Here is a 25,142-nt window from a genome sequence, read left to right on the forward strand (position 1 = left end):
TAGACCTCAGGTGCAAAGGTATCCTCCTTGCTTTTTTTCTTGATTAAGCTAACATAAAGTTATAGATTGTTTGAAGGAGGAATACCATGGTTATCAAAAAGGAAACATTAGAAGAAAAAGCACGAGCTCTTTTACTTGAACGTGGGGTAACAATTGAAGATATTGCAGAATTAGTCATGTTTTTGCAAAAAGATTATATCACCGACTTGACCTTAGAAGACTGTGCGGAAAGCGTTGATTCAGTCCTAACAAAACGAGAAGTCCACAATGCGATCATCACTGGCATTCAGTTAGATATCTTAGCGGAACAAAAACAGTTGATGGATCCTTTGCAACACATTATCGAAGACGATGAAGGCTTGTACGGAATTGATGAGATTCTTGCATTATCGATTGTGAATGTTTACGGAACGATTGGATTTACCAACTACGGCTATATTGACAAAGTGAAACCAGGAATTTTAAAACAATTGAATCGTCATGATGGTGACCATGTCCACACATTTTTAGATGATATCGTCGGCGCGATTGCCGCATCTGCAGCAAGTCGTTTGGCCCATGCTGAACCTGAAAAACGCAGTCGTTTGACACAATAAATAAAAGTTGTGGCGTAAAATGTTTAGCTCTGACAGCATAGTAAGCAGTCACGCAAAATACCTTTTCTTATTTTGAAGTGAATGCAAGCTATATCGAGGAGTTACTTGGAGAACACCGTGAATGAGGTTGTGGCTCCAAGCGACCAGCTTCGAAAAAATAATGAGAAACTGACAAAAATAGCTTTTCATATTTTGGGACAGTTGAGAATTATTTTGAGAAGTTGCTTGGAGAACACCGTTTATTCTTAAAAGGAGGTATGACAAGACTTTTGTCGCACCTCCTTTTATTAAGATCAAAAGAAACACCCTCAAAGGTAAACCAGATTTGGCTTATCTTTGAGGGTGTTTCTTGCTGAATAGTTATCTTTTCTTCCTTAACTCATGTTTTCCAAGGAATAGGAAAAAAGCGAAAAAGAGCTCAAGTAAAATAAAAAAGAGAACAAAACTATGCATAAAAAATGCTTCTGGTAACACATTGATAATTGGATCCGTTCGCGGATCAAACAACCAGTCGTCATTATTGAAAAATGTTTCGTGAAAAACAATAAAAAATCGATCAAAACCGATTAACATAAAAAATCCAATAACTACTGGCGCAAGCATCCCAAATTGAAACGGACGTATCAATCGCCAGAAACGTTTATTTTTCCATAACGAAAAAACAAACAAGCTACTTGGTATCAACGTGACTAGTAACACAGCATAATCAATGAAAAAAAGAGCACGTACTTCACGAAAATGATGTGCGCCACTGGCCGAAACAGGAAAATCTGGCAAACTCAGTACAGATTGAAATGGATTATTCAAATATTTCATCAATTCATCGAAATTTTGAAGTAACGTTTGCTGATCAAGAGACGTGTACCGCAAAATATGCAAATAATCGATATCAAATACATAGAGCGGTCGAAAGTTGATAGTCAAGGCAATCGCTAAACTGATCAAGGTCAAAAATAAGCTAGTCAACCCTAAAAATTCAAGCCATTGTCCTTTACGCTTGCCCATTTAGAACTGCCACTCATCTAAAGAATTTTTGATAAACGTAGGTGGAACTGGTAAATGAGGTACATCTTCAGCTTTGGTAAACCCTGATAGAACTAACAATGTATCAATGCCATTTTGGATACCTGCTTGGATATCTGTTTCATAGTTGTCACCCACCATGATTACTTCCTCTTTTTGGAGTCCCAAGATTTTTACTGCTTTATCCATGATGATTGCTTCTGGCTTACCAATATAAATTGGCGTTGTTTGCGTAGCTGTTTCGACGAAGGAGACCACTGAACCTGCCCCTGGCAGCAATCCACGTTCTGTAGGAATATTTTTGTCTGGGTTTGTTCCAATAAAAGTTGCCCCTTTTTGAATTGCAAGGGTTGCTGTCACCACTTTTTCGTAAGTCAAATAATTATCTAACCCCACAACAACATAATCTGGGGTTTCTTCTTCCCATTCAAATCCAGCTTCCAATATCAAGTCAATCAATCCTGATTCTCCGATAACGAAAACCTTCTTACCCTTTCCATCGGTTAACATAAAATCAATCGTCGCTAAGCTTGCTGTATATACAGTTTCAGCTGCGACATGAATATCGAATTCATCTGCTAGCCGTTTGGCAACTGTAGCAGGGGTTTTCGTTGTATTATTCGTAACGAATAAAAAGGGTAACTCACGTTGTTGTAATTCCTCGACAAAACGTTTTCCTGCCGGAATTGGTTCTGTTCCGCGATAAATCGTTCCGTCTAAATCAATCAAATATCCTTTATAACTCATACTCACGACTCTTTTCTTTTTCTTATCGTAAAGTTCGCTTTTTCATTTGCTGGCTGCTGGACTGATTCTTTCGCAGCAGTCGCTTTTTTTGGTGCTTCTTTACGTTTTTTAATGACAGGTTTTTTATGACTAGAAGATACTGGACCTTTCTTTTCATCAATATACGCTGTCTGATTGTAATTTTTTTTCTTTTTACGACGTTGTGTTGGCTTTTCCTTTTTGTCTCCCCCACCTATGCGTTCGATAACAAAATAGGCACAACCAAAATTGCAGTATTCATAAAGATAATCCTCTAATGAATCAATCCGTTGATCCGGATGGGCACGTCGATTGTCTGCACGGAAAAATCCTTTCAGGCGAAGCTGTTCATAGCCCCAGTCCCCAACGATATAATCATAACGAGATAACACATCACTGTATCGCTCGCCAAGTTTTTGTGCGTCAAATCCTTCACGGTGATTGGCTACTAGACGAAATTGTCGATCACCAACTAAAAAATTACTATCATCTAAAGGTGTCACAAGCTCCCCTTTGATTTTTTCTGCTTTAGGCTTTTCTTCAACGATTTCTTCTAAAGCATTCGTTAGTTCATCTGTGACAAGATTTGTTGCTTCACTTTCAGCTGTTGCTACAGGTGTTTCTTTCATTTCTTTACTTGCAACTGGCTGCTGTTTCTTTTCTTTTGATTTTGCAGACATACTTTCACCACCTATTCCTAGTCATTATACCTTGTTTTTATTTGATTGGGTAGTGAGCTTTCAAGTAATCACCCACGACACTACGAATAAATTCTGGAAACAGAAATTCATTTTCGCCGGCAATTTCAATCGTTGGGAAAAACGGCACAAACATGAAATGGTCAACGGTTGTAAACGTATAGCGCTCTTTTTCATTGATTGGTTGATTTTGAAACAGCACCTGGTGATTTACTTCATCGTAGGTAATGCCATTATAAACGATTTGTCCAAATATTTTGCCTCGAAAACCCATCCCATTCATAGGAAAGTTACGTAAAAAATTGCGATTTTTTTCCATTTCCAAAATTAATCGAATCAAATCTGATCCTTTAACTGTTACATTTAATAAGTGCATTGGATGTGGCAACGCAGTGTGCAGCTCATCTTGGTCGACAATTCCAGCTGGTATATCCGTTAAAAACAAGCCACTATTCAAAATTGCCGCCTTCGTCTTTCCACGTTCTTTGATTGCTTCTAATGCTAATTGAATAAAGGGTTCTTCACCAAAAACTTCCATCGTTAGGGGAAATGGTAGATCAGCGACTTTTTTAGCTTTCAAAAGAGCATGCCCTTCTGCCAAATAACTAGCAATTTCTTGCGCATCTTCAGGAAAAACTGTCAACGACTCAGTTGGAATTGCTTGTGCAGAATGCTTCACAATTTTTTTATTCTCATCTAACGTCAATTGGACTTCTCCTACATACTGACCATAACGACCAGCCGCGGCTAATTGAACGCCGTTGACCACTTTCCCATTAGGAAAGAGATGATGTGTATGGGAACCTAAGATAACATCTATTGCTGGTAACTCTCTTGCAATTTGGCTATCATCTTGAATACCCAGATGACTCATCAACACTAAAACATCGACTTTTGGTCGTAATTCTTCCACCATTTCAGGTAAAATATCATAGGGGTTTCGGATATCCCAGCCGTTTGGACTATATGTTAAAGGAAAAGGTGCTGTGAATGCCATCAGACCGATTTTTGTCTGTTGCTTCGTTTCAATAATCTTGTATGGCTTCGCCCATGCTGGCGGTTGCAATGTTTGTTTGTCAAATAAATTTGCTAATAAAACATCAAAATTAGCTTCATCATATAGATGATTCAACTCCTGTTTTGAATGACCAACACCTTCATTATTGCCAATCGTTGCGGCATCGTAACCAATTTCATTCATCAGCAAAACATTGGCTTGACCGTTCGTTGCTTCCGATAACGGATGCCACCGATCAACAAAATCTCCTAAATCCACGGTAATAGTCGTTGTCTGTACTTTCTTTTCACTTTCTCGTTTCCGTTGCTCTAAAAAGCGTCTGATTCTGGGCCAGTTTTCCAGATGTGAATGGAGATCATTCGTGTGTAATAACATTATTTTTTCCATCTTCTCGCCTCTCTTCCCGATCATCATACCACAGAGCTATTTTTTTCTTCCAATAAGTACTATTTACTTCAGAAAAATGGAATAAAAAAGCGTTTATGGTTTCTTTAAGCTAACCTAGTTATTATTAAGTCATTCCCAAAACATTCATTTTTTCATTCTTTACCTCCAACCTTGCCAGCCTCATTCTTTCTATTGAGGCTGGTCTTTTTTGATAAAAAAATAAAAAAGCGTGCCTTTGACTTCAAAAGAAGCAGTTGGCACACGTTTATCTCTATCATTTAGTTGGTCCACTTATTTTTTGGACAAAAAAAAACAGGCATCGCATCCCTGTTCATCAATCAGCTATTTTTATTCAGACACATGGTGGAGCCTACTTAGTGCTGCTTCCTTCCGGATCTGACACGCTTCATAAGCCCACCATTGTCCTAGCCTTTCGGCAAGAAATAGTATACCGCATTTTTTTCATTCTGACTAGCTTTTTTTCAATTTCTTTTTTTTCTCACGCAACTGACGGAAGAATGTTGACAAAACTTCTCCACATTCCTCTTCCATAATACCGCCTTCTACTACTGCTTGATGATTGAAGCGTTCATCCGTCAATAAATTCATCAACGTTCCGGCCGTTCCACCCTTTGGATCATAAGCCCCAAAATAAACTTCCTTGACACGTGATAAGATCATTGCACCACTACACATTGGACAAGGCTCCAGTGTTACAAATAGCTGTGCTTTTTCCAAACGCCAACTACCCACAGTTGCGCACGCTTCTTTGATTGCAAGCATCTCTGCATGAGTTGTGGCGTCTTGCGTTGTTTCTCGTAAATTATGCCCGCGACCAATTACTTGATTATCTAAAACCACCACTGCACCGATTGGAACCTCCGCTAACTGTTCCGCTTTCTTGGCTTCTTCAAGGGCGAGGCGCATCCATTTTTCTTTTTCTTGTTGTGATAGCTGTTCTTCGTTCAACGAATTCCCTCACTTTTTCTTTCATTATTTTCTTCAGCATAACTTTACCATATTAAAAAAAACTTGTAACTAGTTGCTCCCTTTCGTCAACGTTTTTTATGGTAAAATAGCGATGAGGTGAAGTAAATGAACCAAGCACAATTATTGGAGTTATATCCAACTGCCCAACTAAAAGAATTTCCTTCCGCATCACCAAGCATTCTTTCTTTGGCTACTGGAGATGCCTTTCTTTGGTTTGAAAAAAAATCGTTATCTCCATCTGAAATCAGTCTTTTGAAAGCGTTATTCCCGATGGCAACTAATCCAAAAAATCATCCTTGGTACCATTATTTATTTGAACAACAAGTGCTCACACTGGATCGTTCCTATCGAATCATCCAATTACATGTTTCAGCAAATGATGATTTTTTGCAACAAGAATGGCAAGAAACACTATTAGCCATGTTTTATGAACCTGCAGATTTCTTTTTTTATAGCGAGCAAGACGCACTACTGATTGAGCCTAAAGGAAAAAATTTTCTCCCTGCCTCTGAGCTCAATGGTATTTTTCAAACATTAGATATTGACTTTGAGATTACAACAAATGTTTTTGTCGGCGCTTTTCATGAGCCTTCACAAGATTTTAGAACATTATTTGCCGAAGAAAGGAAAATTTTTCTTACAGAAAAACGTTCCCCACAAAATAGCCAAGCGGTGTTTTCCTTACAAGATGTTGCTCTTCATTACTTTACAACAGAAGGAATCAAAGATCACTTACTTGTCCAAACTTATCAGCGTTTGCTTGAGGAAATGGATATGGAAGAAATTATCCTCGCATTGTGGAACCATTTAGGAAATATTAGTTCTGCTGCTAAAAATCTTTTTCTTCACCGCAATACGTTGAAATATCGGATAGAAAAATTTCAAGAAGCAACTGGCTTCAATTTAAAGCAAGCAAATGATCTCCTTTTTTGTTATCTTCTAATCATTCAAAAACGTCCTATACAGAAAAAAAATTAAAAAAAGTGAGCATTGTAACTGACCAAATCAGCCCAATGCTCACTTTTTTATTATACTTTTTTAACGCAAAAAATTACATGATCTTGTCAACTAAAGTCATCAAACGTTCGCGTAGATCATCTGTTGAATCTTTCAGTGTATCGCCATAAACAGAGATTTTTTTACGACCTTTTTTGATTTTTTCTAAAACACCCATCAAAGAGTCCAAATCACTATCAGATAAGTCGTCAACTAAACCTAACAGTTTTTCGTTTCCGTCAAACTTATCATTAACAAATTTTTTGACTTTGCAACGATTAGACATATGACGAATTTTTTCCACCACTTTACCTGACACAACTGCTGTAGTTGCTACGCCGGCAGCTGCCATAATACCTAAACCAATTGTTACTTTTGTTGATGTTTTCATAAGTCTTCAGCTCCTTTTTATCTACTTCTATCATAGCATAGACAAAAAAATAAACGAACTATTACACTCGACTCATGAATCACCATTACTTAGCTGCAACTAAACGAATATCCGTTAAAACTTCTGGTAAATCATCATCTAGTTCGGCTAACTTACTCCAGATGGTTGTCATTGTTTCATAAAACTCACGAGAATTTTCGTCAGAATTTAAACTTCCTAAAATATTCAACCATAAAAGCTCAACTAAATAAACCTCATTAACCCTAGTATGCTCCTTGAGATGGTTTTTAAAACTTGTTTTGAATAAAGCAGCTAAGTCTAAATCAGATTGGAAAACGATTCCACGAACACTTTCGTTCACTGCAAAAAATTCTTTCAACAAGTGAACAATACTAAAAAAATCAGTCATCTGATAAGTGTCTAAATATTTTTCAAAGCTTTTCTTGATCTCGTCGATAATCGTTTCTTTTAATACGCCAATAGAATCAAAATGTGCATAAATCGGATATGTTGAACAGCCACAATACGCAGCTAATTTTCTAGCAGTAATCGAATGCAAACCAAATTCTTCTGCATAGACCATACTTTTAAATAGCAAATATTCTTTACTAAAATTGGTTACTCTACCCATTTCTTTCACCCTTTTCATTTGATTTTATTCTTCACAGTAATATTTTCTCTAACGATTCTTTGTCAATATCCTGCGTAACTTTATGTAGGGGGAAAGCGTATAGAAAAAGTCGCTATCTTTTATGATAAATATAACATCAATCATCCAATAAAATAGTAGCTGTCATCTCACGTAATAGACCTGTGACTAGGATGATTCGGTAGAACATAGCCAATAAACCATTCATATCAAGCTTGACTATAGTGTTATATTTCATACGTCTAAAAGAAATTTCATTACTTTTTTCTAACTTGACAAAACGCGCTTGGACATAAACAATAGAATAAACAACTAAACAATAACCTTAAAATAACAAGTTATATTATCACGGTCTAATACCCTGTGAGAATAACATAGTATAAAAACACTTACCACTCACACTTTATGGCCTATCCTGTACATATTTAGGAGAAAGGAGTTTCTAATGTTAGTTGATGCAAAAAAAAAGGAGCTACTCGTTCTTTATGAAATTATCCAAAGTGATACATGTTCCTTACAAGATCTTTCAAATAAACTCGTGATCCCCAAACGCACAGTGAAAGATTTGATACGAAAACTTAACCAAGCAATTAGTCAGTTATTTGAATTTCATACGTTTATTTACTCGAATCATAAAGGAGAGATTCAAATCAGTGAAGACTACGAAGAAACAAAAATGGAAGTATTTTATCGCTTGAAATTAGTCTTTTTACGTGAATCACAACGGTTTAATTACTTATTACTTTTGATGGACAGCCCTGATGTTTCCGTCGCCAAGGAAGAGTTGAGCCAAAAATTATATATTTCTTCTTCTTACTTAGAAAAATTAACTACTCGAATCAATAAGGACTTAAAAAAATTTCACCTACAAATTATTTCCTCAAATAATTGTTACACTTTATCTGGGGATGAACAATTGATCCGAATCTACCTATACATATTTCTATCTGATGCTTTTCAAGGAACTGAATGGCCGTTTACGACGATTGATTTAGCCGCTATGAAGCAGGAAATCACTTTGTCAGATGCGTTCCAGCTTTCCACTCATTCTGAAACGGAGCAAAAAAATATTTATTTGCTCTATGCGGTGTTCAAACTTAGAATCAAGCAAGCTTCTTTCTTAGAAGCCCCCACAAGCGATATTCAAAAGTTACTGAGGCTACTCTTTCACACATATGATTTTTCTGGTTCGTTTAAAAACATGACAATGGAACAATCTGAAAAACATGCTGAGAACGAATTACTCGTGTTCAATTTCATGGTTCTTTGTTTCTTCCCCAGCTGGATACCTGTGCAACAAAAACTACTCATCGGTAAATATTTCAGACAAGTGGACCATCCTTTTTGTCAATTCGCACAAAAATTAACTATTCGATTAACTAAGTATTTCCCGACAATTGAGACGACTGAAAAACTCACCTTCTATCACTATTTCATCACCCTTGCGCTTACACTTGTTTCATTATTAGGAGAATCAATCATTGAATTTCACACACTTTATTTCCCTGTTGTGACAGAACCGATATCAGAAGATGATGTCCAATTCCAATCGATTCTCAAAGAAATCAGTGCTCTTTGTCCAACGAGGTTGCGTTCAGCTCACGTTATTCATTACTTGAGTTCGCTGATTTATCAATTGGTTTGCTCTGAGACAGATACACAACTTTTGATCTATTTAAAAATGACGAAGACTCTAACTGGCAACTATCATCTAAAAAATCGTTTGGAAAAATTGTTCAATCATGAAACAATTCTTCTCACCTTTTCGCCAGAAAACGCGGACTTGATCGTTACTGATTGGTTTGAAGCAGCACAGCAAACCACGCCTTCTTTTTACTGGGATCTAACAAATGAAGAAATCAGCTGGCAAAAACTTGTCCTATTTATCCAGACACTCTATGAAAAAAAAAACACAACGCAATTCAAAGCAAACATTGCTACCTGTGGCACATAAGCAAAAAGAAGCACCGACTTTTATCCATTGACAAAAGCGGTGCTTCTTTTTTATTTTTATCTATTGCTTTGCTAGTTAGCCTTTAGTCTCGACGGTTATTTCCGCCAAACAACAGAATCAAGCGGAGTAACTGTAAGAAGGTTGCCAGCGCTGCAGCGACATAAGTCAATGCTGCCGCAAACAAAACGTGACGCGCCATTGGCACTTCGTCTTCAGTCAATAAGCCACCCTCACTTAATATCTGTAACGCACGTCTTGACGCATTGAATTCAACTGGCAAGGTCACTAATTGGAATAACAACGCCAATGAAAAAGCGAAAATCCCGATATTGATTAACGTATAATTCCAACTAAACAAAACGCCAACCATAATCAATGGCAACGAAATTGCAGAGCCAAAATTAGCTACTGGAACCAATGCTGCACGAATTTTTAAGGGTGCATACCCAACAGCATCTTGGACTGCGTGACCGCATTCATGGGCAGCTACACCAATTGCAGCAACTGAAGTCGATTGCGCTGTTGCTTGTGATAAGCTTAGCATTTTATTCCCTGAATTATAATTATCTGTTAAATTCCCAGCGATTGGTTGAACGCCAACGTTTTGGATGTTTTGACTGCTCAAAATGTATTGTGCAGCTTGTGTTCCTGTTACATTATTTTTGCTACGGATTTTATCATATTTCTTGAATGTGCTGTTGACATATGCCGAAGCGATTCCTGAAATGGCTAACCCGATGATGACTAAGATAAACGTTGGATCAAAAAAATTGTAGAACCCATACATTTAAGCTCACTCCTTTTCATTTTCTTTATTCTACCATGAGAAGAGAGAAAAAAATGTGAAGAGACTTTGAAGCTTTTAGTTTTTCTTAACGAACTCAGACTTTAACTTCATTGGACCAAAGCCATCAACTTTGCAATCAATATTATGGTCGCCTTCAACTAAACGAATATTTTTGACTTTTGTTCCTTGCTTAATTGCGCCAGAAGCACCTTTGACTTTTAAATCTTTGATGACTGTGACACTGTCACCTTCTGTCAAAGGATTTCCGTTTGCGTCAAGCACAACAAGTCCTTCTTCCACGTTTTCTATTTGTTCGGCGCTCCATTCATGGCCACATTCTGGACAAATAAATAATCCTCTGTCTTCATAAGTATACTCAGACCCACAAGTTGGGCAATTTGGTAATGTCATCTTCTTTCTCCTTTAAAATCTATTATTGAGCATCATTGTAACGAAAAAAAGAGCCTTTGAAAAGAGTGCTTGTGAATTTTGTACAAAAAAAGAGTAAAGAAAGTTGACTGATGTGCTGTTCTTCTTCCAAAAGTCGCTTTTCTTTACCCCTTTAATGTCTTTTTTGATTATTTTTGTTGGTACTCTCGACACAAAGATTGGATTTCTTGATAGATTTCTTCTACCTCACGTAGATCTTTTGCATTTGCACCACTTGCTAATGGATGTCCGCCCCCGTGATGACGCTTTGCTAGCTCATTGATTACTGGCCCCTTTGAACGCAAACGAACACGGTAATGTCCTTCCGGTTGTTGAACAAAGATTCCCCAAGCCAATACTTCATCGACAACACCGGGCAAAGCAACGATTGCTGCAGTTTCAGAATCATCGATTCCGTAGTCAGTCAACAATTCCATCGACAAAAGCACTCGACCAGCACCGTTATGATCGACCTCAAGATGTTGGTATAAATACCCTGAAAGTTTAGCAACTTTCATTGGCATTTGTTCTAATTCACGATTTAATTGCCCTGCATCAAATGGATAGCTCATTAAGACAGCTGCAATTTCTAATGTTCGTGGCGTTGTTGCTGGGTATAAAAATCTTCCGGTGTCACCTACAATCCCTCCATAGAGTAAACGAGCTGCAGTTGCATTGATCGTTAGTTCATCTGGAAACATCAAAGCAAATGAAGCAATCATTTCACTACAACTGCTTGCCGTCGTATCTACCCAAACGAGATCTCCGTAAGGCTCATCATTGGGATGGTGGTCGATCTTGATTAACTGATCACCTAGTGGATAACGGTCATCACTGATTCGTGGCGAATTCGCTGTGTCCGTCACGATAACTAATGCGCCTTGATACAATGCATCATCAATTGTTTGCATCTCTGCTAAAAAACGAAGTCCCTCAACAGTTTCGCCTACTTGATAAATTTCTTTTGTTGGAAAGCTTTCCCGTAAAATTTCTGCTAAGCCAACCTGCGAACCGATTGCATCTGGGTCAGGACGTTGGTGACGATGAATGATGATTCGTTCTGCTGCCTGAATCGCTGTTAAAATTTCTTGTTGAATCGTTGGTTCTGCTGTGTTTCTCATGTCTTCCCTGCTTTCTAAGAACGTTCCATTACTTGGCAAACAACAATTGCTTTTGCCACAATAATATTTTCAATATACACTTCAATATCTAGTTTTGCTGAACGGCGCCCAATTTCTAGCACACGTGGTTGGATATCTAATTCACTCTCTAATTGAATTAAACGTAAATAATGGAGGTTCATTTGTTCAATCAAGATATTCCGTCGTTGGTTCAGTAACATCGTTTTTTGAGCAACATCTGAAATAATCTCACTCAATACCCCAAATGAAATCGTTCCTACGCCGTTAACCATTTGTGGTGTTACCGTAAATTTGAATTTAGGATTTTCTAGACGATTTCCTTCACGATCTGTTTCAATCGTTTGGATATCACCTGAAATTTGATCAGAAATCGTATCGGCAATTTGTGGTTGTCGCTGAACAAGCTGCATAGCTTTCATCACATCTTGACGCGTAATTACGCCTTCCAACGTCAAATCATCCGAGACCACAGGCATCACTTCAAGTCCATCCCAAATCATTTGATGACTTACTGAAGCAACACTCATCGTTTTCTTGACACTAATTGGTTCTTTCGTCATTACCCGTTCAATGAGTTGACTTTCAGATTTTCCCAAAATGTCCTTGGCTGTCACGATGCCCATCAACCGTTGGTGGCGATTGACAACTGGGAAACGTGAATGTTGCGTTTCTTCTGACAATCGTTGAAAATCAGCGACGGTTTCCGTCGGCAAAAGATGGTACGTTTTTTCTGCCGGCATATAAATATCACTAACTAACATAATATCTTTTTTGATCAATTGATCGCTCAATGCACGATTGATCATGGTCGCAACCGTAAATGTATCATAAGTTGTTCGTAAAATGGGCATTGCTAATTCATCTGCCAATTGAGAGATTTCTGGCGTTGTTTCAAATCCCCCAGTAATCAAGACAGCTGCACCATCTTCTAATGCGAGCTTTTGGACATCCGTTCGATTCCCCACGATCATTAGCGAACCGGGAGTGATATAGCGTTCCATCGCATGCTTCGTCATTGCACCAATCACAAACTTATTGAGATCTTTGTCTAGACCTGCTGCGCCTCCTAATATATCCCCTTCAATGATTCGGACAACTTCACCAAAGGTCAAACGTTCAATATGTTTCTTTAATTTCCGCTCGATCCGAATCGTTCCGACACGTTGGATAGTTGATACTAAACCAATGTTTTCGGCATCTTTGATTGCTCGGTAAGCTGTCCCCTCACTGACATTCAGTTCTTTTGCAATGCTCCGAACAGAAATTCGATTGCCTACTGGTAAACTTTCGATATATTCTAAAATCAAATCATGTTTTGTCGCCATTTTTCCCCTACACTTCCAGCGTATCTGATACGCTCATTATTTTTCCGACATTTGCTGGTAATAAGTCAAGAAACGCTTGTGGATCTTGCTCGATTACCGGAAAAGTATTGTAATGAATCGGTACAACTCGCTTTGCACCAATTCGTTTGGCTGCGCGCGCTGCATCTTCTGGTCCCATCGTGTAGTTATCGCCAATCGGTAAGAAAGCAACATCAATCGCAAATTGTTCTGCCAGCAAAGCTAAGTCACTAAAATCCGCTGTATCTCCCGCATGGTAAATTGTTTTTCCTTCTGCTTGAAGAATGATCCCACTGGCTTCTCCCATATATTGAACGATTCCATTGACCTCATAACTTGAACTATGCAGTGCGGGAACAAGTTTTACTTCACCAAATGGAAACGCATGTTTACCGCCAAGATTCATCCCAAATGCGTTCACACCTCTTGTTTGGGCATAGTCGGCAATTTCAACGATACTAATAATTGTTGCTTGGTTCTTTTGTGCAATTGGAATCATATCTCCAATATGGTCGCTATGACCGTGAGTTACTAAAATCCAATCTGTTTGGACTTCATCGACTGTTAAATCCGTTAATTTGTTTCCAGTAATAAAAGGATCAATCAACAAGCGTTGCTTGTTTTTCATCTCAATTGAAAGACAAGAATGACCATGATAAGTAATTTTCATTTCTTCACTCCTCACAGATTTTTGGTTTGTGTACCTAAAATAAATAAAACGATTTCAATCTCATTGTTTCAATGAAACAAACCGCTTCCTCCACTTGTTTTTTTTGAAATTTTAGTACAGTATGTTCTTTTTTATTGTAACAGATAACACAGAATTCACCAAGCAGACCTCTTCTTATTTTTTCAGATAAAAATAGAATTTATCGAATCAAATCTTAAGAATCCCTCCTGCTTTTTCTCACATAAATAGCGTTTCATTCCGATAAACACTCATAGTGAAAAAGAAGGAGGAATGACAAGCTATTTGTCATTCCTCCTGTTTCCGAATAGCCAATATTTTCCAAGCAGCGCCTTCGATAATAAAATTTTTTTCATAAAACGATGATTAACTATTTTGTTCATCCTTGAAGTTTACGAGTCTTTGATCAGATCGGCGTAGATTGGTTGGACAATTGCCTCTAAGTCTGTTCGTGATAATAAGATACCGCGTCCTAATTCTCCACTAGAAATCAAAAGTTTTGATTGTTTTTTTAGAGAATGATCAAATACAAAAAGATCTTCAGGGTGCTGGCGTTTGATTCCCACTGGGGTATTTGCACCGTGTACATACCCTGTGTGCGCAAAAACAACATCCATATCAGGTAGTCCAACTTTATGATTTTCTGTTACTTCTCGCGTTTTTTTATAATCAAGACGTGCAGTCAGTGGTATTAAGGCAATAATAAAACCTGTTTTATCTCCTTTTAATACTAGATTTTTACAAACAAGGTCAGCAGATAAGCCTTTTGCTGCTAGCGCAGATAAAAAGTCTACTTCCTCGACACCTACTAGGTCAATAATTTCAAAAGAAATTGCTTTTTCTTCTAAATATTGTTCTACTTTAGTTTTAGTCATCCATCATCAATCCCTTCCTTGATTCTCTATGCGTACAGATTCATTCTCCTACATAATAAAAAAGTAGAAGACCACCAAACAGGGGAAATCTTCTACCTTTTTTGATTTTTTAGAACAAAAATCTCTAGTAATTACTTTTTGCCACGTCGTTGTGTTGCTTCCATAATGACTGGTAAAATCACTGGACGACGTTTTGTTTGTTCAAATAAGTAACGACCCAATTGATCGCGGATATCTTGTTTTAATTTACTCCACTCAAAGTCATCACTTTCTAAATGTTTATTGACGATCTCTTCAATCATTCCTGTGCATTCTTTCATCAAATCACGACTGGCTTTGACATAAACAAATCCACGTGAAGTGATTTGTGGTTTTGAAACGATTTTCTTTTCTCGACGACTGATTGTAACGACTGCCACAAAAATCCCATCTTCCGATAAAATTTTGCGGTCGCGTAACACGATATTCCCAATGTCACCAACACCAAGTCCATCGATCATCACGTTTTCGGCACTAGTTGTACCAGCAACGCTCATTCGTTTATTCTTATATTCTAAAATATCTCCACGACCGGTGATGTAGATATTTTTGTATGGCATTCCAACGGCATGTGCCAAATCCGCATGTGCTGCTAATTCACGATATTCTCCTTGAACAGGAATAAAGTAAGTTGGACGCATGAAGTTTAACATTAGTTGCAAGTCGTTCGGATTTGCATGACCCGAAACACGCATGTTTTCTGAAATCAATTTCACTGTTCCGCCCGCACGATAAATCATATCTTCCGTTTTAGCAACCATTGTCTCCATTGCTGTGCTTGGCGTAGTTGTGATATAGACTAAGTCACCGTCTTCGATTTTCAGATTGCGGTGTGTGCCATTTGCCATTTTTTGTAATGACTTAATTGGTTCACCCATTCGACCTGTCTCAAGAATAATTAATTCTTCTGGTTCATAATTTTTCATTTCTTTTAAGGTAACCAATAAGTCTTCACTTGGTAATTGAACCTTTTCTAAACGCATTGCCGTCCGAATAATTCGTTCAAAATCTTGTCCTGTTAAGACCACTTTACGGTTAGCTTTTGCTGCAGCATCTAGCACTTGCTGTACTCGTTGTAAATTACTTGCCACGCAAGCAACAATGATACGACCTTCCCAATATTCGATTGTATCAAAAACTTCATCAGCAATTTGCAATTCAGAAGCAACGGGTGCTGGATTCTCAGCGTTCGCAGACTCACTGAGAAGTGCTAGTACGCCTTCTTTACCAATTTCTGTCAAACGTGCATAATCTGTTTGATACATTGGAATCGCTGTTTGATCAAATTTAAAATCGCCTGTATAAACAATATTTCCTTCTGGTGTTTTTAAATTGATTCCCACAGAATCTGGAATCGAATGTGTTGTGCGGAAGAAACTGACGATTGTTTCACCAAAATCAATCTCAGTATGTTCATCCACAACATGGAAATCTTTGAATCCTTTTGAATCTTCATTGCGACTAACACTTATTTTAGCTAATTCGATCGTTAACTCCGTTCCAAAAACTGGAACAGCTAATTTAGATAAGAAATAAGGCAAAGCGCCAATTGCATCTGCATGTCCGTGTGTTAAAAACACGCCAGCCACTCGATCTATATTTTCTTCTAAATATGTGAAGTCAGGAATGACAACATCGATTCCCAAAAGTTCATTTTCTGGATATTTCAATCCACAGTCTAATACAAAAATATCTTCTCCAACTTCTGCGACATACATATTTTTTCCATTTTCGCGGACACCGCCTAATGGAATGATTTTAATGGTACTCACAAATTTCACCTCTTCTATGGCATCACTTTCAAATGATGTCCATTCTCTACTTATATTGATTACTAATCTATTTAACTACTAATTGATTAACGAATTACTTTATTGCCAACTACTCCATTGTAGTAAATAACTAAAAAATTGTTTTTTGGTTGCTTATACAAAAGTCAACGAGACTCTAAAGGCAATCCTTACATAGAACTGGTGCTTTCCTATCTATTCTTTTGCCATTGTTCATCTTGTCGTTTTTGGATAAGTGTTTCTCGCTCTACAATGAATCTTCTTTACGCAATAACTGATTGCATCCAAGCCAAATAATTTAGCTGTCGCTATCATTATACAACAAAATCAGCAAATCGCTAGCATCTACAATCGTTTCCTACGGCCTTCTAAAAAAAGTACCGGACCTTTTCTTTTCATTGCACATAACCAAAGACAGGAAAGACTTCACTAGACCTATACCCACATTTTTCTTACACTTCTTGCTTTTACTGATTTTTTGCCACTTGCTCGAAACATACTTGTTACATTCTAGCACATTTCGAACGATAACTATAGCTTGTTTTTATTCCTATTCGTTGATTTCCTTTGGTGCTCTTCATCATTAAGGTTCATTTAAGTTAGACCTTTTACAATTTGGCAATGCAACACTATAGGAGGGATTGAAAACAATGAACTTTATCAAACGCGCACTAAAAAGTACCAAAGTGAAATGGGGCCGCTCGCTCCTCTTATTCGCTGTTTTTACAGCGATTTTAGTCTTTGTTCTCGCGGGTCTAACTATTCGTAGTGCAGCCGAGCAAGCTGCCAGCGAAGCACAAAAAGAAGTTGGCGCAACCGTTACGTTAAGCGCTAATCGCGAGGCAAGTTTCCAAAAACCAGATGAAACAGCAACTAGCGGAACAGATTCAGATGACACAACCCAAGAAAGAATTGACCCGGGAAGCTTTTCATTAACACCAGTTTCATTAGAAGATGCACAAAAGATTGCTGATTTAGCAGATGTTAAGAGCTACTCTTTTGAAAGTTCCGCTTCTGCATTAGCAAGCGATGGAATCACAGCTATTTCAAGTTCTGATTCAACAGATAGTTCTACTGAAACAACCGATGCAAATCAGCCAATGGGAGGCGGAATGCCTGGTGGTGGTCAAATGACACAAGCCGACTTTCAAGTTACTGGTGTGTTAGCCTCCGCGCAAAATAGTACTTTTTCAAGTGGAACAGCAACAATTACTGATGGTGAAGGAATTGATGAAAGCGACAAAGATACGAACCATGTTCTTATTGAAGAAACATTAGCAACTGCCAATGATTTAGCAGTTGGAGATACATTTACGATTACTAGTTCTGAGGACGAAGAAACAACTTATGAACTGACTGTGAAAGGCATTTATAAATCTAGCGAAAGTAGTAATAGTATGGGAATGCAATTCAGTATGATGAACCCTTCCAATACTTTGTACACTTCCTACACATTAGCCAATGAATTAAATGGAACAGCCGAGGACAATACCGTTGATTCTGCCATCTATACACTCGCAGACCCAGAAAACATGGATGAATTTGTAGCAGAAGCTGAGAAACTTATTGACACAGATACTTTCAGCTTACAATCAAATGATGCAGCTTATCAATCAATGCTCGAACCTTTGAACAATGTAGCCAGTTTTTCCAAAAATGTCGTCTTGTTAGTTGCCGTTGCTGGCATTATTATCTTGACATTGATCATCATGATCACTATTCGTGAACGTCGCCATGAACTTGGTGTCTTACTTTCATTAGGCGAATCTCGAATCAAAATTATTTTACAATTATTTACTGAAGTAGCTTTATGTATGATTTTAGCACTAGGCGTGGCAGCAGTTAGCGGAAACGTAGTGGCAAATGTGGTGGGACAACAGCTGATAGAGCAACAAACAAGCACTGATCAAAACACACAAACAAACGATGAAGGAACCCAACGACCAAACGGAGAAAATCCTGGTGGACGTGGTCAAATGGGCACACCGGGTGGCAACAATAATCCGTTCACCGTTTCTAATGAAGTCAGCGAACTTTCAATCAATGTAACACCAACGCAAATCGGTTTTCTTGCCTTGGTTGCTTTAGGAATCAGTTTGCTTTCTGTTTGCTTAGCTTCCATTGGCATCTTGCGTTTGAATCCACGAAAAATTTTATTAAATTAAAGGAGGTACACATATGTTACGAACAGAAAACTTAGGATTTTGGTATCAAAATCCAGAAGATGCACTTTACCAAGAAGTCTCTTTAACTTTTGAAACAGGCAAAATATACGCGATTTTAGGTGCCAGTGGTTCTGGTAAAACGACCTTTCTCTCACTGATCTCTGGTTTGGATAATCCTAGAGAAGGAACCGTGTATTATGAAGATCGTCCCTTAGCAAAAATCGGTCTGAGAAATTATCGTAAGAATAGCGTTTCGATTATTTTCCAAGCATATAACTTACTTCCTTATCTTTCTGCAGTTGACAATGTCGTTGCAGCCATGGAAATTTCTCAAACCAAACAAAAAAATCGACGTCAAATCGCACTTGAACACTTAGCACGGGTCGGCATTGATGAACAAATGGCCCAAAAGAAAGTAACATTACTTTCCGGTGGTCAACAACAACGAGTAGCTATCGTTCGTGCAATCTGTTGTGATCACCAATTGATTGTCGCGGATGAGCCAACTGGAAATCTGGATGAAACAACGTCTCAAGAAATTGTTCAGTTATTCCAAGAAATCGCACATGAACAAGATCGTTGTATCATCCTTGTTACTCATGAACTAGACGTTGCCAAAAAATGTGATGAAGTTTATGAGTTAAAAAACAAAGAATTCACTCGTAAAATGCTCGCTTTACCCAACGATGACTAAAAGAAAGAAGGCTGTGACAAAAGTATTGTCGCGGCCTTCTTTGCTGAATAAATGGTCTACACTATTTTGCGTTATAACCATAGCCACGGTGCTCACCAAGCTGCTTCGCAAAATAATTTACAACTGTCGAAAAATATGAAAAGCTATTTTCAGAAAAAAACTCCTTATTACTTGAAGCTAAGGATTTGGAGTCACAACCTTTTTTTAAATTTCCCTAAATCCGCCTCTAGTCCCAAGTTTTCTCAAGTACCTTGTAGTAAACTAAGTAAAATCATTGAATTAATTATTCAAATAATTTTCTACAACTTTTGGAGGTCAACATGAAAAAAAATCAACCAAAAACATGGACACTACTTGCTACGACTTTAATCGCAAGCCAAGTTCTATTAAGTACACCCTTAGCATTTGCTCAAGATTCAGCAACAAGTGAAACCGTTGCGACCACTTCAACAACGAACCAAGAAACAAGTCAGTCTACAAACCAAGCAGAAAAAATTCAAGTTAATGCTGTTGCACTCGGTAACGCACTAACTAAAGAACAACAAGACTATACGTTAAACAAATTAGGAATCAAAGGCGAAACACCGATTTATACAACAAATGGAACAGACCTAATGAACTATATTCCTGATGGGGGCTTCAACCAAGAATGGGCAGTCTACAGTTCCGTCCGTATGCAAACTTTGGCAGAAGGAAAAGGAATCAACGTTGATATTGCTACACCCGAAAATATTACGAAAATTACCGCAGCGCAATATCAAAACGCTGCTTTGACTGCTGGGATCACGGATGCCCAATTAACGATTGCTTCTGCCGTTCCAATTGATGGCTCTGGTGCACTAGCAGGTGTTTACAAAATCGTTGAAGAATCTGGCGGAATCATCAATAAAGACCGCGTAGAAGTCGCGCAAGATGAGATGAACGTCCTTTCTTCAATCACAGAAGAAAACAAAGACAAAGAAGGTTACTCTGATGAGGCTTTGAATGCCGCACAAGAGCAAGCAAAAGCTGAACTAGCAACCAAAACGAAAGACGGTCAGAAATTAACTAAAGAAGAAATCCAGCAAACTGTCGAAACAGCTTTAAAAGATCACGGACTTGCTGATATCATGACGACGGATCAAGTCAGTGAACTAACTTCACTCATGAGCGATATGAAAGATAAAAATATCTTTGAAGACTTCGTGAATGAACTAGACTTAACAGAAACTAAAAAACAAATTGAAGAAAAATCTAAAGGACTATGGGCGCAAATCAAAAACTTTTTCAGTGGTCTTTGGGATTCAATTACAAGTATGTTTGAATGATCAACAGCAAAAAGGGTGGAACAAAACGTCATTTCGTTTTGTTCCACCCTTTATTTTTTAGTCCAGGTAAGTAAAAATTATTTATCTTTTTTTGAAAATTTATCTTTGATATCTTCAAAGCCTTCTTTGATGTCATCACCAAGATCACGCGCTTTTTCTTTGATGTCTGCGCCTAAAGATTGTGCTTTTCCTTCAACCTCTTTTGATTTATCATCAGTTGCTTTACCATAAGCTTCTTTACCTTCACCGACTACTTTGTCCTTCAAGTCTTCTGAACGTCCTTTTAAATCTGCCATGATTCTTCCTCCTTGATAAATAATGATTATTTTTAATCTACTTATAGAGTAACATCAACCAATTATTCAGACAAATAGAACACCTCAGACGCTTATTTTTTCATTAACGCAATTGTTCAAATGTCCCCCAAACCTTGACTTCTTTTCCTTGAACCATCACTTTCCCTTTGGCAATCACTGTATCAATTGCCAGTGTATCTGCATCCAATAAACACAAATCAGCATCATTTCCGACTTTTATTTGGCCCTTTTTAGCTAGTTTCAATACACGTGCTGGATTAGATGTGATTGCTCTTAGTGCGATTTCCAATGGAATATTTTCTCTTTCAACAGCTTCTTTGATTCCAACTAATAATGCTTTAGCACTTCCGATACCCATTCCTAAGAAATGATTATTTTCATCAAAATAAGGTAAACTCCCCTGCCCATCAGAAGTCATTGTAAAGTTGTCTAGAGAAACGCCTTCTTCAATCACTCGTTTTAGCGCTTGGCTGAAACGAATTTCACCATCAGTTTTTTCCCAAAAATCGGGATCTTCACTTGCGGTAAAATCAATGGTTCCCCCTTCTTTAGCAAAGGCTAAACAAGATTCAAATAAATCGGCTGTTCGATTCGCATGGGTTGGCCAAAATTGGGTAATGGGAATTTCAGTTTCTTCCACAACACGTGTTAACAATTCTAATTTTCTTGCCCCACCACCTAAATGAACATTCGTGATTCCTGCCTTGCCAGATAACATACCGCCAACTCGAGCGTCTGCAACTGCTCGAGAAAATTCTTCAAATGTTGGTTGGGAAGAACGATGATCAGAAACCGCAATTTCTCCAATCCCAATTACTTTATCAATCACTAAGAAATCTTTGATCAATGAATCTGTCACTGTTTTGACTGGTAAACGATAGGAACCTTCATACACGTAAGTCGTGATTCCCTCTGCTTCTAGTCCACGTGCTTTACTAATGAGTGCAGTCATATCTCGCCCTTGTCCATCTGTTCCTAAACACCCAACGACTGTCGTCACACCCGCACTGGTCAACTGACTAAGCGTCACTTCCGGAGTTCGGTTTTGGAAGCCACCCTCACCTCCACCACCTAAAATATGAAAGTGACCATCAATAAAACCTGGAGTCAAGATTTTCCCTCGTCCATCGATTTCTTCCAATGTCACTTCCGCAAAATCACTAGTCAATTGTTCTTTCATGGCAATGATTTCGTTTCCTGAAAGTAAAACATCCATCACACCTAAATAATCTGGTGCATAAACTTGTGCTTGTCGAATGATCTTCATGAATTTCCCTCATTTCTTTTCAAAAAAGGATGAACGAAGATCAGTTCACTGACCTGTCCATCCTCCGCTTTATTTTCTATTGTAACCCAATTGCAATCGCAATCATAATAAAAATCGTTCCCAAAATAAATAAGAATCCTTGCATCTTGATTTGGAATTTCGCCCATTTTGCCCATTCGATCCGAGCAACACCTAGTACACCAATCAAACTAGCCGAAACTGGCGTGAAAGCATCCATAAATCCAGAACCAAGCTGATAAGCCAAGACAGCAACTTGTCTTGAAACACCTACCAAGTCAGCAAGTGGTGCCATGATTGGCATCGTTAATGCTGCTTGACCGGAGTTCGATGTGACCACTAAATTGAACAAACTTTGGAACAAGTACATTGCCCATGCACCAATCACAGCCGGTACACCTGTTAAGACTGTTCCAATACTGTGTAATATCGTATTCAGCGCGGAAGGAACGGAAGCATCTGAACCACCCAATACAAGTAAGATCCCTTTTGCCATACCAACAACAATCGCTGTTCCAGCTAAATCAGCTGCACCTGATTGGAAAGAAGAAGCAACATCATTGATCTTCATATCATTTAGATTAAAGATTACTGCAATGATCCCTGCAGCTAATCCCATGACAAAGAATTGCGAAGCAATTTCTGGAATATAATATCCTTTTTGTGTGACTCCCCAAATAATCCAGACTAAAACAATCAACATTTCGGCTAGAATCAATTTATGTCCAAGTGTGAAAGCTTTTTTCTCGTCTGTTGTTTTTTCAAGATGATCACGGAAGTAAGCATCTGACTTGTAGGTCACAGAACTTGCTGGATTTTTACGAATTCGTTCTGCATAAATCATTAAGTAAATCGCTGATAAACCAGTCACAATCACCCACATGATCAAACGGAAAGTTGCCCCAGACAACACTGGGATTCCAGCAATTCCCTGCGCGACAGCAACACTAAACGGACTCATCCAAGATGTCGCATTCCCAATCTGCGAAGCAACATAAGTGACCGTCACTGCGACAATCGAGTCATACCCTAGCGCAATAACGAAAGGTACCATCACCATTGAGAATGGAATAACTTCTTCAGCCATTCCAAACGTCGCACCTCCAAAAGAAAAAGCAAAAAATAATAGCGGCAAGGCTAAACGTTCAAGTCCTTTTGTTCTACTAATAATCGCATAGATTCCTGCATCAATTGCGCCCGTACGCATAATAATCCCAAAAGCACCACCGACAACCAAAATCAGTGCCGCAATCCCAACTGCAGAACCATATTTGTCACCAGAAACTAACCCTTCAAACACGAAGTTCAGGAAGCCAAATCCACCAAAATCGTCTGTTCCCCAAACTTTTGCTGTTTTGTGTAGTTTTTTCGACGTGTCATAGATATTATCTCCATACTCGTCATAAAGTACATCATCTGTTAAAGCAATCTCATCTAGTTTTTCTTGTGTTAACTGTTTTTCACCAGCGGCAAGCACGTCTTCTAGCCCGGCTTCTGGAACATCCAATTTCTCACGTTCCGCTGGATTATCTTGTAATTTCTCTAATTGATCAAAAACATACCCTTTATCAAGTGCATAGGCATAACGGAAAGAGTCTTGGCGAAGTATTGTTCGTGTACTTGTTTCTCCGTTTGCGTCTTGATATTCGATTTCCTGTGTACTAAAGCGACCAGCTGGTACCAAAAACGTTAAGATCCAAGCAAAGATTACTACACCAAAAATAATCACGTACGTGTGTGGCGTCGTTAGCTTGGTGAGGTCTCGCTTGTTTTTTTCCGAAGAAGGATTTTTCTTCAAGTAATTTCTTCCTTTCTGTTCACAATGATATTGTGATGAATAAAAAATGGATAATCAAAAAGATTATACAGGAAAACCCCTTCACTCACATGAATAATTTATTAGAAAACAATAAGTGAATCTTACAACATAAATCGTTGATTTTATTACATTAATCTGATGATTCATTAGAAAATATTTTATGACCAAGTAGATTTAAGTCAAAATTCCCACACATTTCTCATACCGTTTCATTAAAAATAAACGAATATTCTTAACATTTCTTTTTTATAACCAATAAAAATAACGATCATTATCTATAAAGCCTTGAGCTATAAACTTTTTCATTACAAAAGGTAAACTTCGTTGCATAATTGATAACAAATGTATTATAATCATGGTGTAAAGAGTTTTGGGGAAGACTCTTTCATCAACGTGTATAAAGAGAGAAGAAAGAATTGTTAACAATTCTTTCTTCTCTCTTTTCCTTTTATTTTTCGCTAAAACAAGATCGTTTCGATTGTTTCAATATACTTTGCACCTAATGGATGCGCGTACAGTGTCACACCCTCTTTGACTGAAAGATCCAACTCACTTAAGCGATGCATCATTTCCTGAACTTCTTCTGCTGTCAATGAATTGGACGCAATTACAGGATTGACTCTTTGATTTTTCCCTTCACTATCTGAAAAGATCAACTGTAGTTTTTTCATTTTCTCTTCTCCTTTAACTCTTTCGATAACTCGTTGCTTCCGTTTTCAAAACAGACGCAACTTGCACTTCTTTTGGTGCCAATAATTGAAAAACGTCACCTAATGCCAATACTTTTTCATCTTCTGGATTAGGAATAATCGATCCAATCGTTTGTCGATATTCTTCTTCTGTTTCCAAATTGGCAAAATAAATCGTTAATTTTGTACTTTCTAATTTTTTCTCCATAAGTTTCTCCCTTCTTGATTTATAAGTAAATGAAACCACGCCTGCACCGGTTCATTCGTCATTCACTTACTCACACTACTAGTAACGTGTTCAGAACA

At 38.0% G+C, this 25,142-nt stretch carries 24 protein-coding genes, 1 other RNA gene and 1 pseudogene; 6 read left to right on the plus strand and 20 right to left on the minus strand.

What is annotated here, in order from left to right:
- Positions 1-86: 86 nt before the first annotated feature.
- Positions 87-596: a phosphatidylglycerophosphatase A family protein gene (locus AC4BD1_RS09310; RefSeq protein WP_206911043.1), complete on the plus strand. Its 510-nt coding sequence runs from the start codon at positions 87-89 to the stop codon at positions 594-596.
- Between the two features lie 360 nt (positions 597-956).
- Here the strand turns inward: AC4BD1_RS09310 and AC4BD1_RS09315 are convergent, their stop codons facing one another.
- The 6 genes and pseudogenes from AC4BD1_RS09315 to tadA form a co-directional block, all read right to left on the minus strand.
- Positions 957-1,601, minus strand: coding sequence for a TIGR01906 family membrane protein (locus AC4BD1_RS09315; RefSeq protein ID WP_490466352.1), 645 nt, complete (start codon positions 1,599-1,601; stop codon positions 957-959).
- On the minus strand, positions 1,602-2,366 hold the full coding sequence (locus AC4BD1_RS09320) for a TIGR01457 family HAD-type hydrolase (RefSeq protein WP_490485516.1): 765 nt from the start codon (positions 2,364-2,366) through the stop codon (positions 1,602-1,604). It lies immediately after the preceding gene.
- A gap of 2 nt (positions 2,367-2,368) precedes the next feature.
- The gene (locus AC4BD1_RS09325; protein WP_206909523.1) at positions 2,369-3,064 is read right to left on the minus strand and encodes a YutD family protein; all 696 of its coding nucleotides are present in this window, start codon (positions 3,062-3,064) and stop codon (positions 2,369-2,371) included.
- Between the two features lie 37 nt (positions 3,065-3,101).
- On the minus strand, positions 3,102-4,487 hold the full coding sequence (locus AC4BD1_RS09330) for a bifunctional metallophosphatase/5'-nucleotidase (protein ID WP_490485517.1): 1,386 nt from the start codon (positions 4,485-4,487) through the stop codon (positions 3,102-3,104).
- Between the two features lie 346 nt (positions 4,488-4,833).
- Positions 4,834-4,918, minus strand: an RNA gene (gene ffs, locus AC4BD1_RS09335) — signal recognition particle sRNA small type.
- Positions 4,913-5,414: pseudogene (gene tadA, locus AC4BD1_RS09340) on the minus strand (tRNA adenosine(34) deaminase TadA). Before tadA ends, ffs begins: the two are co-directional and overlap by 6 nt.
- A gap of 168 nt (positions 5,415-5,582) precedes the next feature.
- On the opposite strand from tadA, the gene AC4BD1_RS09345 reads away from it, so the two are divergent.
- Positions 5,583-6,455: a helix-turn-helix domain-containing protein gene (locus tag AC4BD1_RS09345; RefSeq protein ID WP_206909520.1), complete on the plus strand. Its 873-nt coding sequence runs from the start codon at positions 5,583-5,585 to the stop codon at positions 6,453-6,455.
- A 73-nt stretch (positions 6,456-6,528) separates the two neighbouring features.
- Here the strand turns inward: AC4BD1_RS09345 and AC4BD1_RS09350 are convergent, their stop codons facing one another.
- Together AC4BD1_RS09350 and AC4BD1_RS09355 are read right to left on the minus strand one after the other, a co-directional pair.
- Positions 6,529-6,864: a hypothetical protein gene (locus AC4BD1_RS09350; protein ID WP_067482472.1), complete on the minus strand. Its 336-nt coding sequence runs from the start codon at positions 6,862-6,864 to the stop codon at positions 6,529-6,531.
- Between the two features lie 85 nt (positions 6,865-6,949).
- Positions 6,950-7,495, minus strand: a complete 546-nt coding sequence (locus AC4BD1_RS09355) for a TetR/AcrR family transcriptional regulator (RefSeq protein WP_206909519.1) — start codon at positions 7,493-7,495, stop codon at positions 6,950-6,952.
- 463 nt (positions 7,496-7,958) lie between these two features.
- On the opposite strand from AC4BD1_RS09355, the gene AC4BD1_RS09360 reads away from it, so the two are divergent.
- Positions 7,959-9,467, plus strand: a complete 1,509-nt coding sequence (locus AC4BD1_RS09360; RefSeq protein WP_490485518.1) for a helix-turn-helix domain-containing protein — start codon at positions 7,959-7,961, stop codon at positions 9,465-9,467.
- Positions 9,468-9,549: 82 nt separating this feature from the next.
- Here AC4BD1_RS09360 and AC4BD1_RS09365 read toward each other — a convergent pair whose 3' ends face one another.
- The 7 genes from AC4BD1_RS09365 to AC4BD1_RS09395 all read right to left on the minus strand — a co-directional run bounded on the left by AC4BD1_RS09365 (position 9,550) and on the right by AC4BD1_RS09395 (position 16,542).
- Positions 9,550-10,254, minus strand: coding sequence for a zinc metallopeptidase (locus AC4BD1_RS09365; protein WP_490466355.1), 705 nt, complete (start codon positions 10,252-10,254; stop codon positions 9,550-9,552).
- Positions 10,255-10,329: 75 nt separating this feature from the next.
- Positions 10,330-10,665, minus strand: a complete 336-nt coding sequence (locus AC4BD1_RS09370; RefSeq protein ID WP_206909515.1) for a zinc ribbon domain-containing protein YjdM — start codon at positions 10,663-10,665, stop codon at positions 10,330-10,332.
- Between the two features lie 167 nt (positions 10,666-10,832).
- On the minus strand, positions 10,833-11,804 hold the full coding sequence (locus AC4BD1_RS09375; protein WP_490485519.1) for a DHH family phosphoesterase: 972 nt from the start codon (positions 11,802-11,804) through the stop codon (positions 10,833-10,835).
- A gap of 14 nt (positions 11,805-11,818) precedes the next feature.
- Complete coding sequence (locus AC4BD1_RS09380; RefSeq protein WP_490485520.1) at positions 11,819-13,150, minus strand: DRTGG domain-containing protein; 1,332 nt, start codon at positions 13,148-13,150, stop codon at positions 11,819-11,821.
- A gap of 7 nt (positions 13,151-13,157) precedes the next feature.
- Positions 13,158-13,838: a metal-dependent hydrolase gene (locus AC4BD1_RS09385; RefSeq protein ID WP_490485521.1), complete on the minus strand. Its 681-nt coding sequence runs from the start codon at positions 13,836-13,838 to the stop codon at positions 13,158-13,160.
- A gap of 410 nt (positions 13,839-14,248) precedes the next feature.
- On the minus strand, positions 14,249-14,731 hold the full coding sequence (locus tag AC4BD1_RS09390; protein ID WP_490485522.1) for a YbaK/EbsC family protein: 483 nt from the start codon (positions 14,729-14,731) through the stop codon (positions 14,249-14,251).
- 131 nt (positions 14,732-14,862) lie between these two features.
- Complete coding sequence (locus AC4BD1_RS09395) at positions 14,863-16,542, minus strand: RNase J family beta-CASP ribonuclease (protein WP_206898279.1); 1,680 nt, start codon at positions 16,540-16,542, stop codon at positions 14,863-14,865.
- Positions 16,543-17,210: 668 nt separating this feature from the next.
- Here AC4BD1_RS09395 and AC4BD1_RS09400 point away from each other — a divergent pair.
- From AC4BD1_RS09400 to AC4BD1_RS09410, 3 genes are all read left to right on the plus strand, one after another.
- Entirely contained in the window at positions 17,211-18,725 is a 1,515-nt protein-coding gene (locus AC4BD1_RS09400) for an ABC transporter permease (protein ID WP_490466357.1), read from the plus strand.
- 13 nt (positions 18,726-18,738) lie between these two features.
- Positions 18,739-19,419, plus strand: coding sequence for an ABC transporter ATP-binding protein (locus AC4BD1_RS09405; RefSeq protein WP_206909506.1), 681 nt, complete (start codon positions 18,739-18,741; stop codon positions 19,417-19,419).
- A gap of 320 nt (positions 19,420-19,739) precedes the next feature.
- Positions 19,740-20,726: a DUF1002 domain-containing protein gene (locus AC4BD1_RS09410; protein ID WP_206909505.1), complete on the plus strand. Its 987-nt coding sequence runs from the start codon at positions 19,740-19,742 to the stop codon at positions 20,724-20,726.
- Positions 20,727-20,803: 77 nt separating this feature from the next.
- On the opposite strand, the gene AC4BD1_RS09415 is transcribed toward AC4BD1_RS09410, so the two are convergent.
- The 5 genes from AC4BD1_RS09415 to AC4BD1_RS09435 form a co-directional block, all read right to left on the minus strand.
- On the minus strand, positions 20,804-21,022 hold the full coding sequence (locus AC4BD1_RS09415; protein ID WP_206898275.1) for a CsbD family protein: 219 nt from the start codon (positions 21,020-21,022) through the stop codon (positions 20,804-20,806).
- Between the two features lie 103 nt (positions 21,023-21,125).
- Positions 21,126-22,310: a beta-aspartyl-peptidase gene (gene iadA / locus AC4BD1_RS09420; protein WP_490485523.1), complete on the minus strand. Its 1,185-nt coding sequence runs from the start codon at positions 22,308-22,310 to the stop codon at positions 21,126-21,128.
- A 76-nt stretch (positions 22,311-22,386) separates the two neighbouring features.
- Positions 22,387-24,126 carry a putative basic amino acid antiporter YfcC gene (gene yfcC, locus AC4BD1_RS09425; RefSeq protein ID WP_490485524.1) on the minus strand — a complete coding sequence of 580 codons (1,740 nt, stop codon included), beginning with the start codon at positions 24,124-24,126 and terminating at the stop codon, positions 22,387-22,389.
- Between the two features lie 479 nt (positions 24,127-24,605).
- Positions 24,606-24,818, minus strand: a complete 213-nt coding sequence (locus tag AC4BD1_RS09430) for a DUF2922 domain-containing protein (RefSeq protein ID WP_206909499.1) — start codon at positions 24,816-24,818, stop codon at positions 24,606-24,608.
- 13 nt (positions 24,819-24,831) lie between these two features.
- Positions 24,832-25,044 carry a hypothetical protein gene (locus tag AC4BD1_RS09435; RefSeq protein ID WP_490466360.1) on the minus strand — a complete coding sequence of 71 codons (213 nt, stop codon included), beginning with the start codon at positions 25,042-25,044 and terminating at the stop codon, positions 24,832-24,834.
- Between the last annotated feature and the right edge of the window lie 98 nt (positions 25,045-25,142).

The organism is Enterococcus sp. DJ147D b, from assembly GCF_058216655.1.

What these genes read in the sequence shown, in the direction of transcription:
- AC4BD1_RS09310 (WP_206911043.1), top strand. Translation starts at nt 87, where the DNA reads ATGGTTATCAAAAAGGAAACATTAGAAGAAAAAGCACGAGCTCTTTTA.
- AC4BD1_RS09315 (WP_490466352.1), bottom strand. Translation starts at nt 1,601, where the DNA reads ATGGGCAAGCGTAAAGGACAATGGCTTGAATTTTTAGGGTTGACTAGC.
- AC4BD1_RS09320 (WP_490485516.1), bottom strand. Translation starts at nt 2,366, where the DNA reads ATGAGTTATAAAGGATATTTGATTGATTTAGACGGAACGATTTATCGC.
- AC4BD1_RS09325 (WP_206909523.1), bottom strand. Translation starts at nt 3,064, where the DNA reads ATGTCTGCAAAATCAAAAGAAAAGAAACAGCAGCCAGTTGCAAGTAAA.
- AC4BD1_RS09330 (WP_490485517.1), bottom strand. Translation starts at nt 4,487, where the DNA reads ATGGAAAAAATAATGTTATTACACACGAATGATCTCCATTCACATCTG.
- AC4BD1_RS09345 (WP_206909520.1), top strand. Translation starts at nt 5,583, where the DNA reads ATGAACCAAGCACAATTATTGGAGTTATATCCAACTGCCCAACTAAAA.
- AC4BD1_RS09350 (WP_067482472.1), bottom strand. Translation starts at nt 6,864, where the DNA reads ATGAAAACATCAACAAAAGTAACAATTGGTTTAGGTATTATGGCAGCT.
- AC4BD1_RS09355 (WP_206909519.1), bottom strand. Translation starts at nt 7,495, where the DNA reads ATGGGTAGAGTAACCAATTTTAGTAAAGAATATTTGCTATTTAAAAGT.
- AC4BD1_RS09360 (WP_490485518.1), top strand. Translation starts at nt 7,959, where the DNA reads ATGTTAGTTGATGCAAAAAAAAAGGAGCTACTCGTTCTTTATGAAATT.
- AC4BD1_RS09365 (WP_490466355.1), bottom strand. Translation starts at nt 10,254, where the DNA reads ATGTATGGGTTCTACAATTTTTTTGATCCAACGTTTATCTTAGTCATC.
- AC4BD1_RS09370 (WP_206909515.1), bottom strand. Translation starts at nt 10,665, where the DNA reads ATGACATTACCAAATTGCCCAACTTGTGGGTCTGAGTATACTTATGAA.
- AC4BD1_RS09375 (WP_490485519.1), bottom strand. Translation starts at nt 11,804, where the DNA reads ATGAGAAACACAGCAGAACCAACGATTCAACAAGAAATTTTAACAGCG.
- AC4BD1_RS09380 (WP_490485520.1), bottom strand. Translation starts at nt 13,150, where the DNA reads ATGGCGACAAAACATGATTTGATTTTAGAATATATCGAAAGTTTACCA.
- AC4BD1_RS09385 (WP_490485521.1), bottom strand. Translation starts at nt 13,838, where the DNA reads ATGAAAATTACTTATCATGGTCATTCTTGTCTTTCAATTGAGATGAAA.
- AC4BD1_RS09390 (WP_490485522.1), bottom strand. Translation starts at nt 14,731, where the DNA reads ATGACTAAAACTAAAGTAGAACAATATTTAGAAGAAAAAGCAATTTCT.
- AC4BD1_RS09400 (WP_490466357.1), top strand. Translation starts at nt 17,211, where the DNA reads ATGAACTTTATCAAACGCGCACTAAAAAGTACCAAAGTGAAATGGGGC.
- AC4BD1_RS09405 (WP_206909506.1), top strand. Translation starts at nt 18,739, where the DNA reads ATGTTACGAACAGAAAACTTAGGATTTTGGTATCAAAATCCAGAAGAT.
- AC4BD1_RS09410 (WP_206909505.1), top strand. Translation starts at nt 19,740, where the DNA reads ATGAAAAAAAATCAACCAAAAACATGGACACTACTTGCTACGACTTTA.
- AC4BD1_RS09415 (WP_206898275.1), bottom strand. Translation starts at nt 21,022, where the DNA reads ATGGCAGATTTAAAAGGACGTTCAGAAGACTTGAAGGACAAAGTAGTC.
- iadA (WP_490485523.1), bottom strand. Translation starts at nt 22,310, where the DNA reads ATGAAGATCATTCGACAAGCACAAGTTTATGCACCAGATTATTTAGGT.
- AC4BD1_RS09430 (WP_206909499.1), bottom strand. Translation starts at nt 24,818, where the DNA reads ATGAAAAAACTACAGTTGATCTTTTCAGATAGTGAAGGGAAAAATCAA.
- AC4BD1_RS09435 (WP_490466360.1), bottom strand. Translation starts at nt 25,044, where the DNA reads ATGGAGAAAAAATTAGAAAGTACAAAATTAACGATTTATTTTGCCAAT.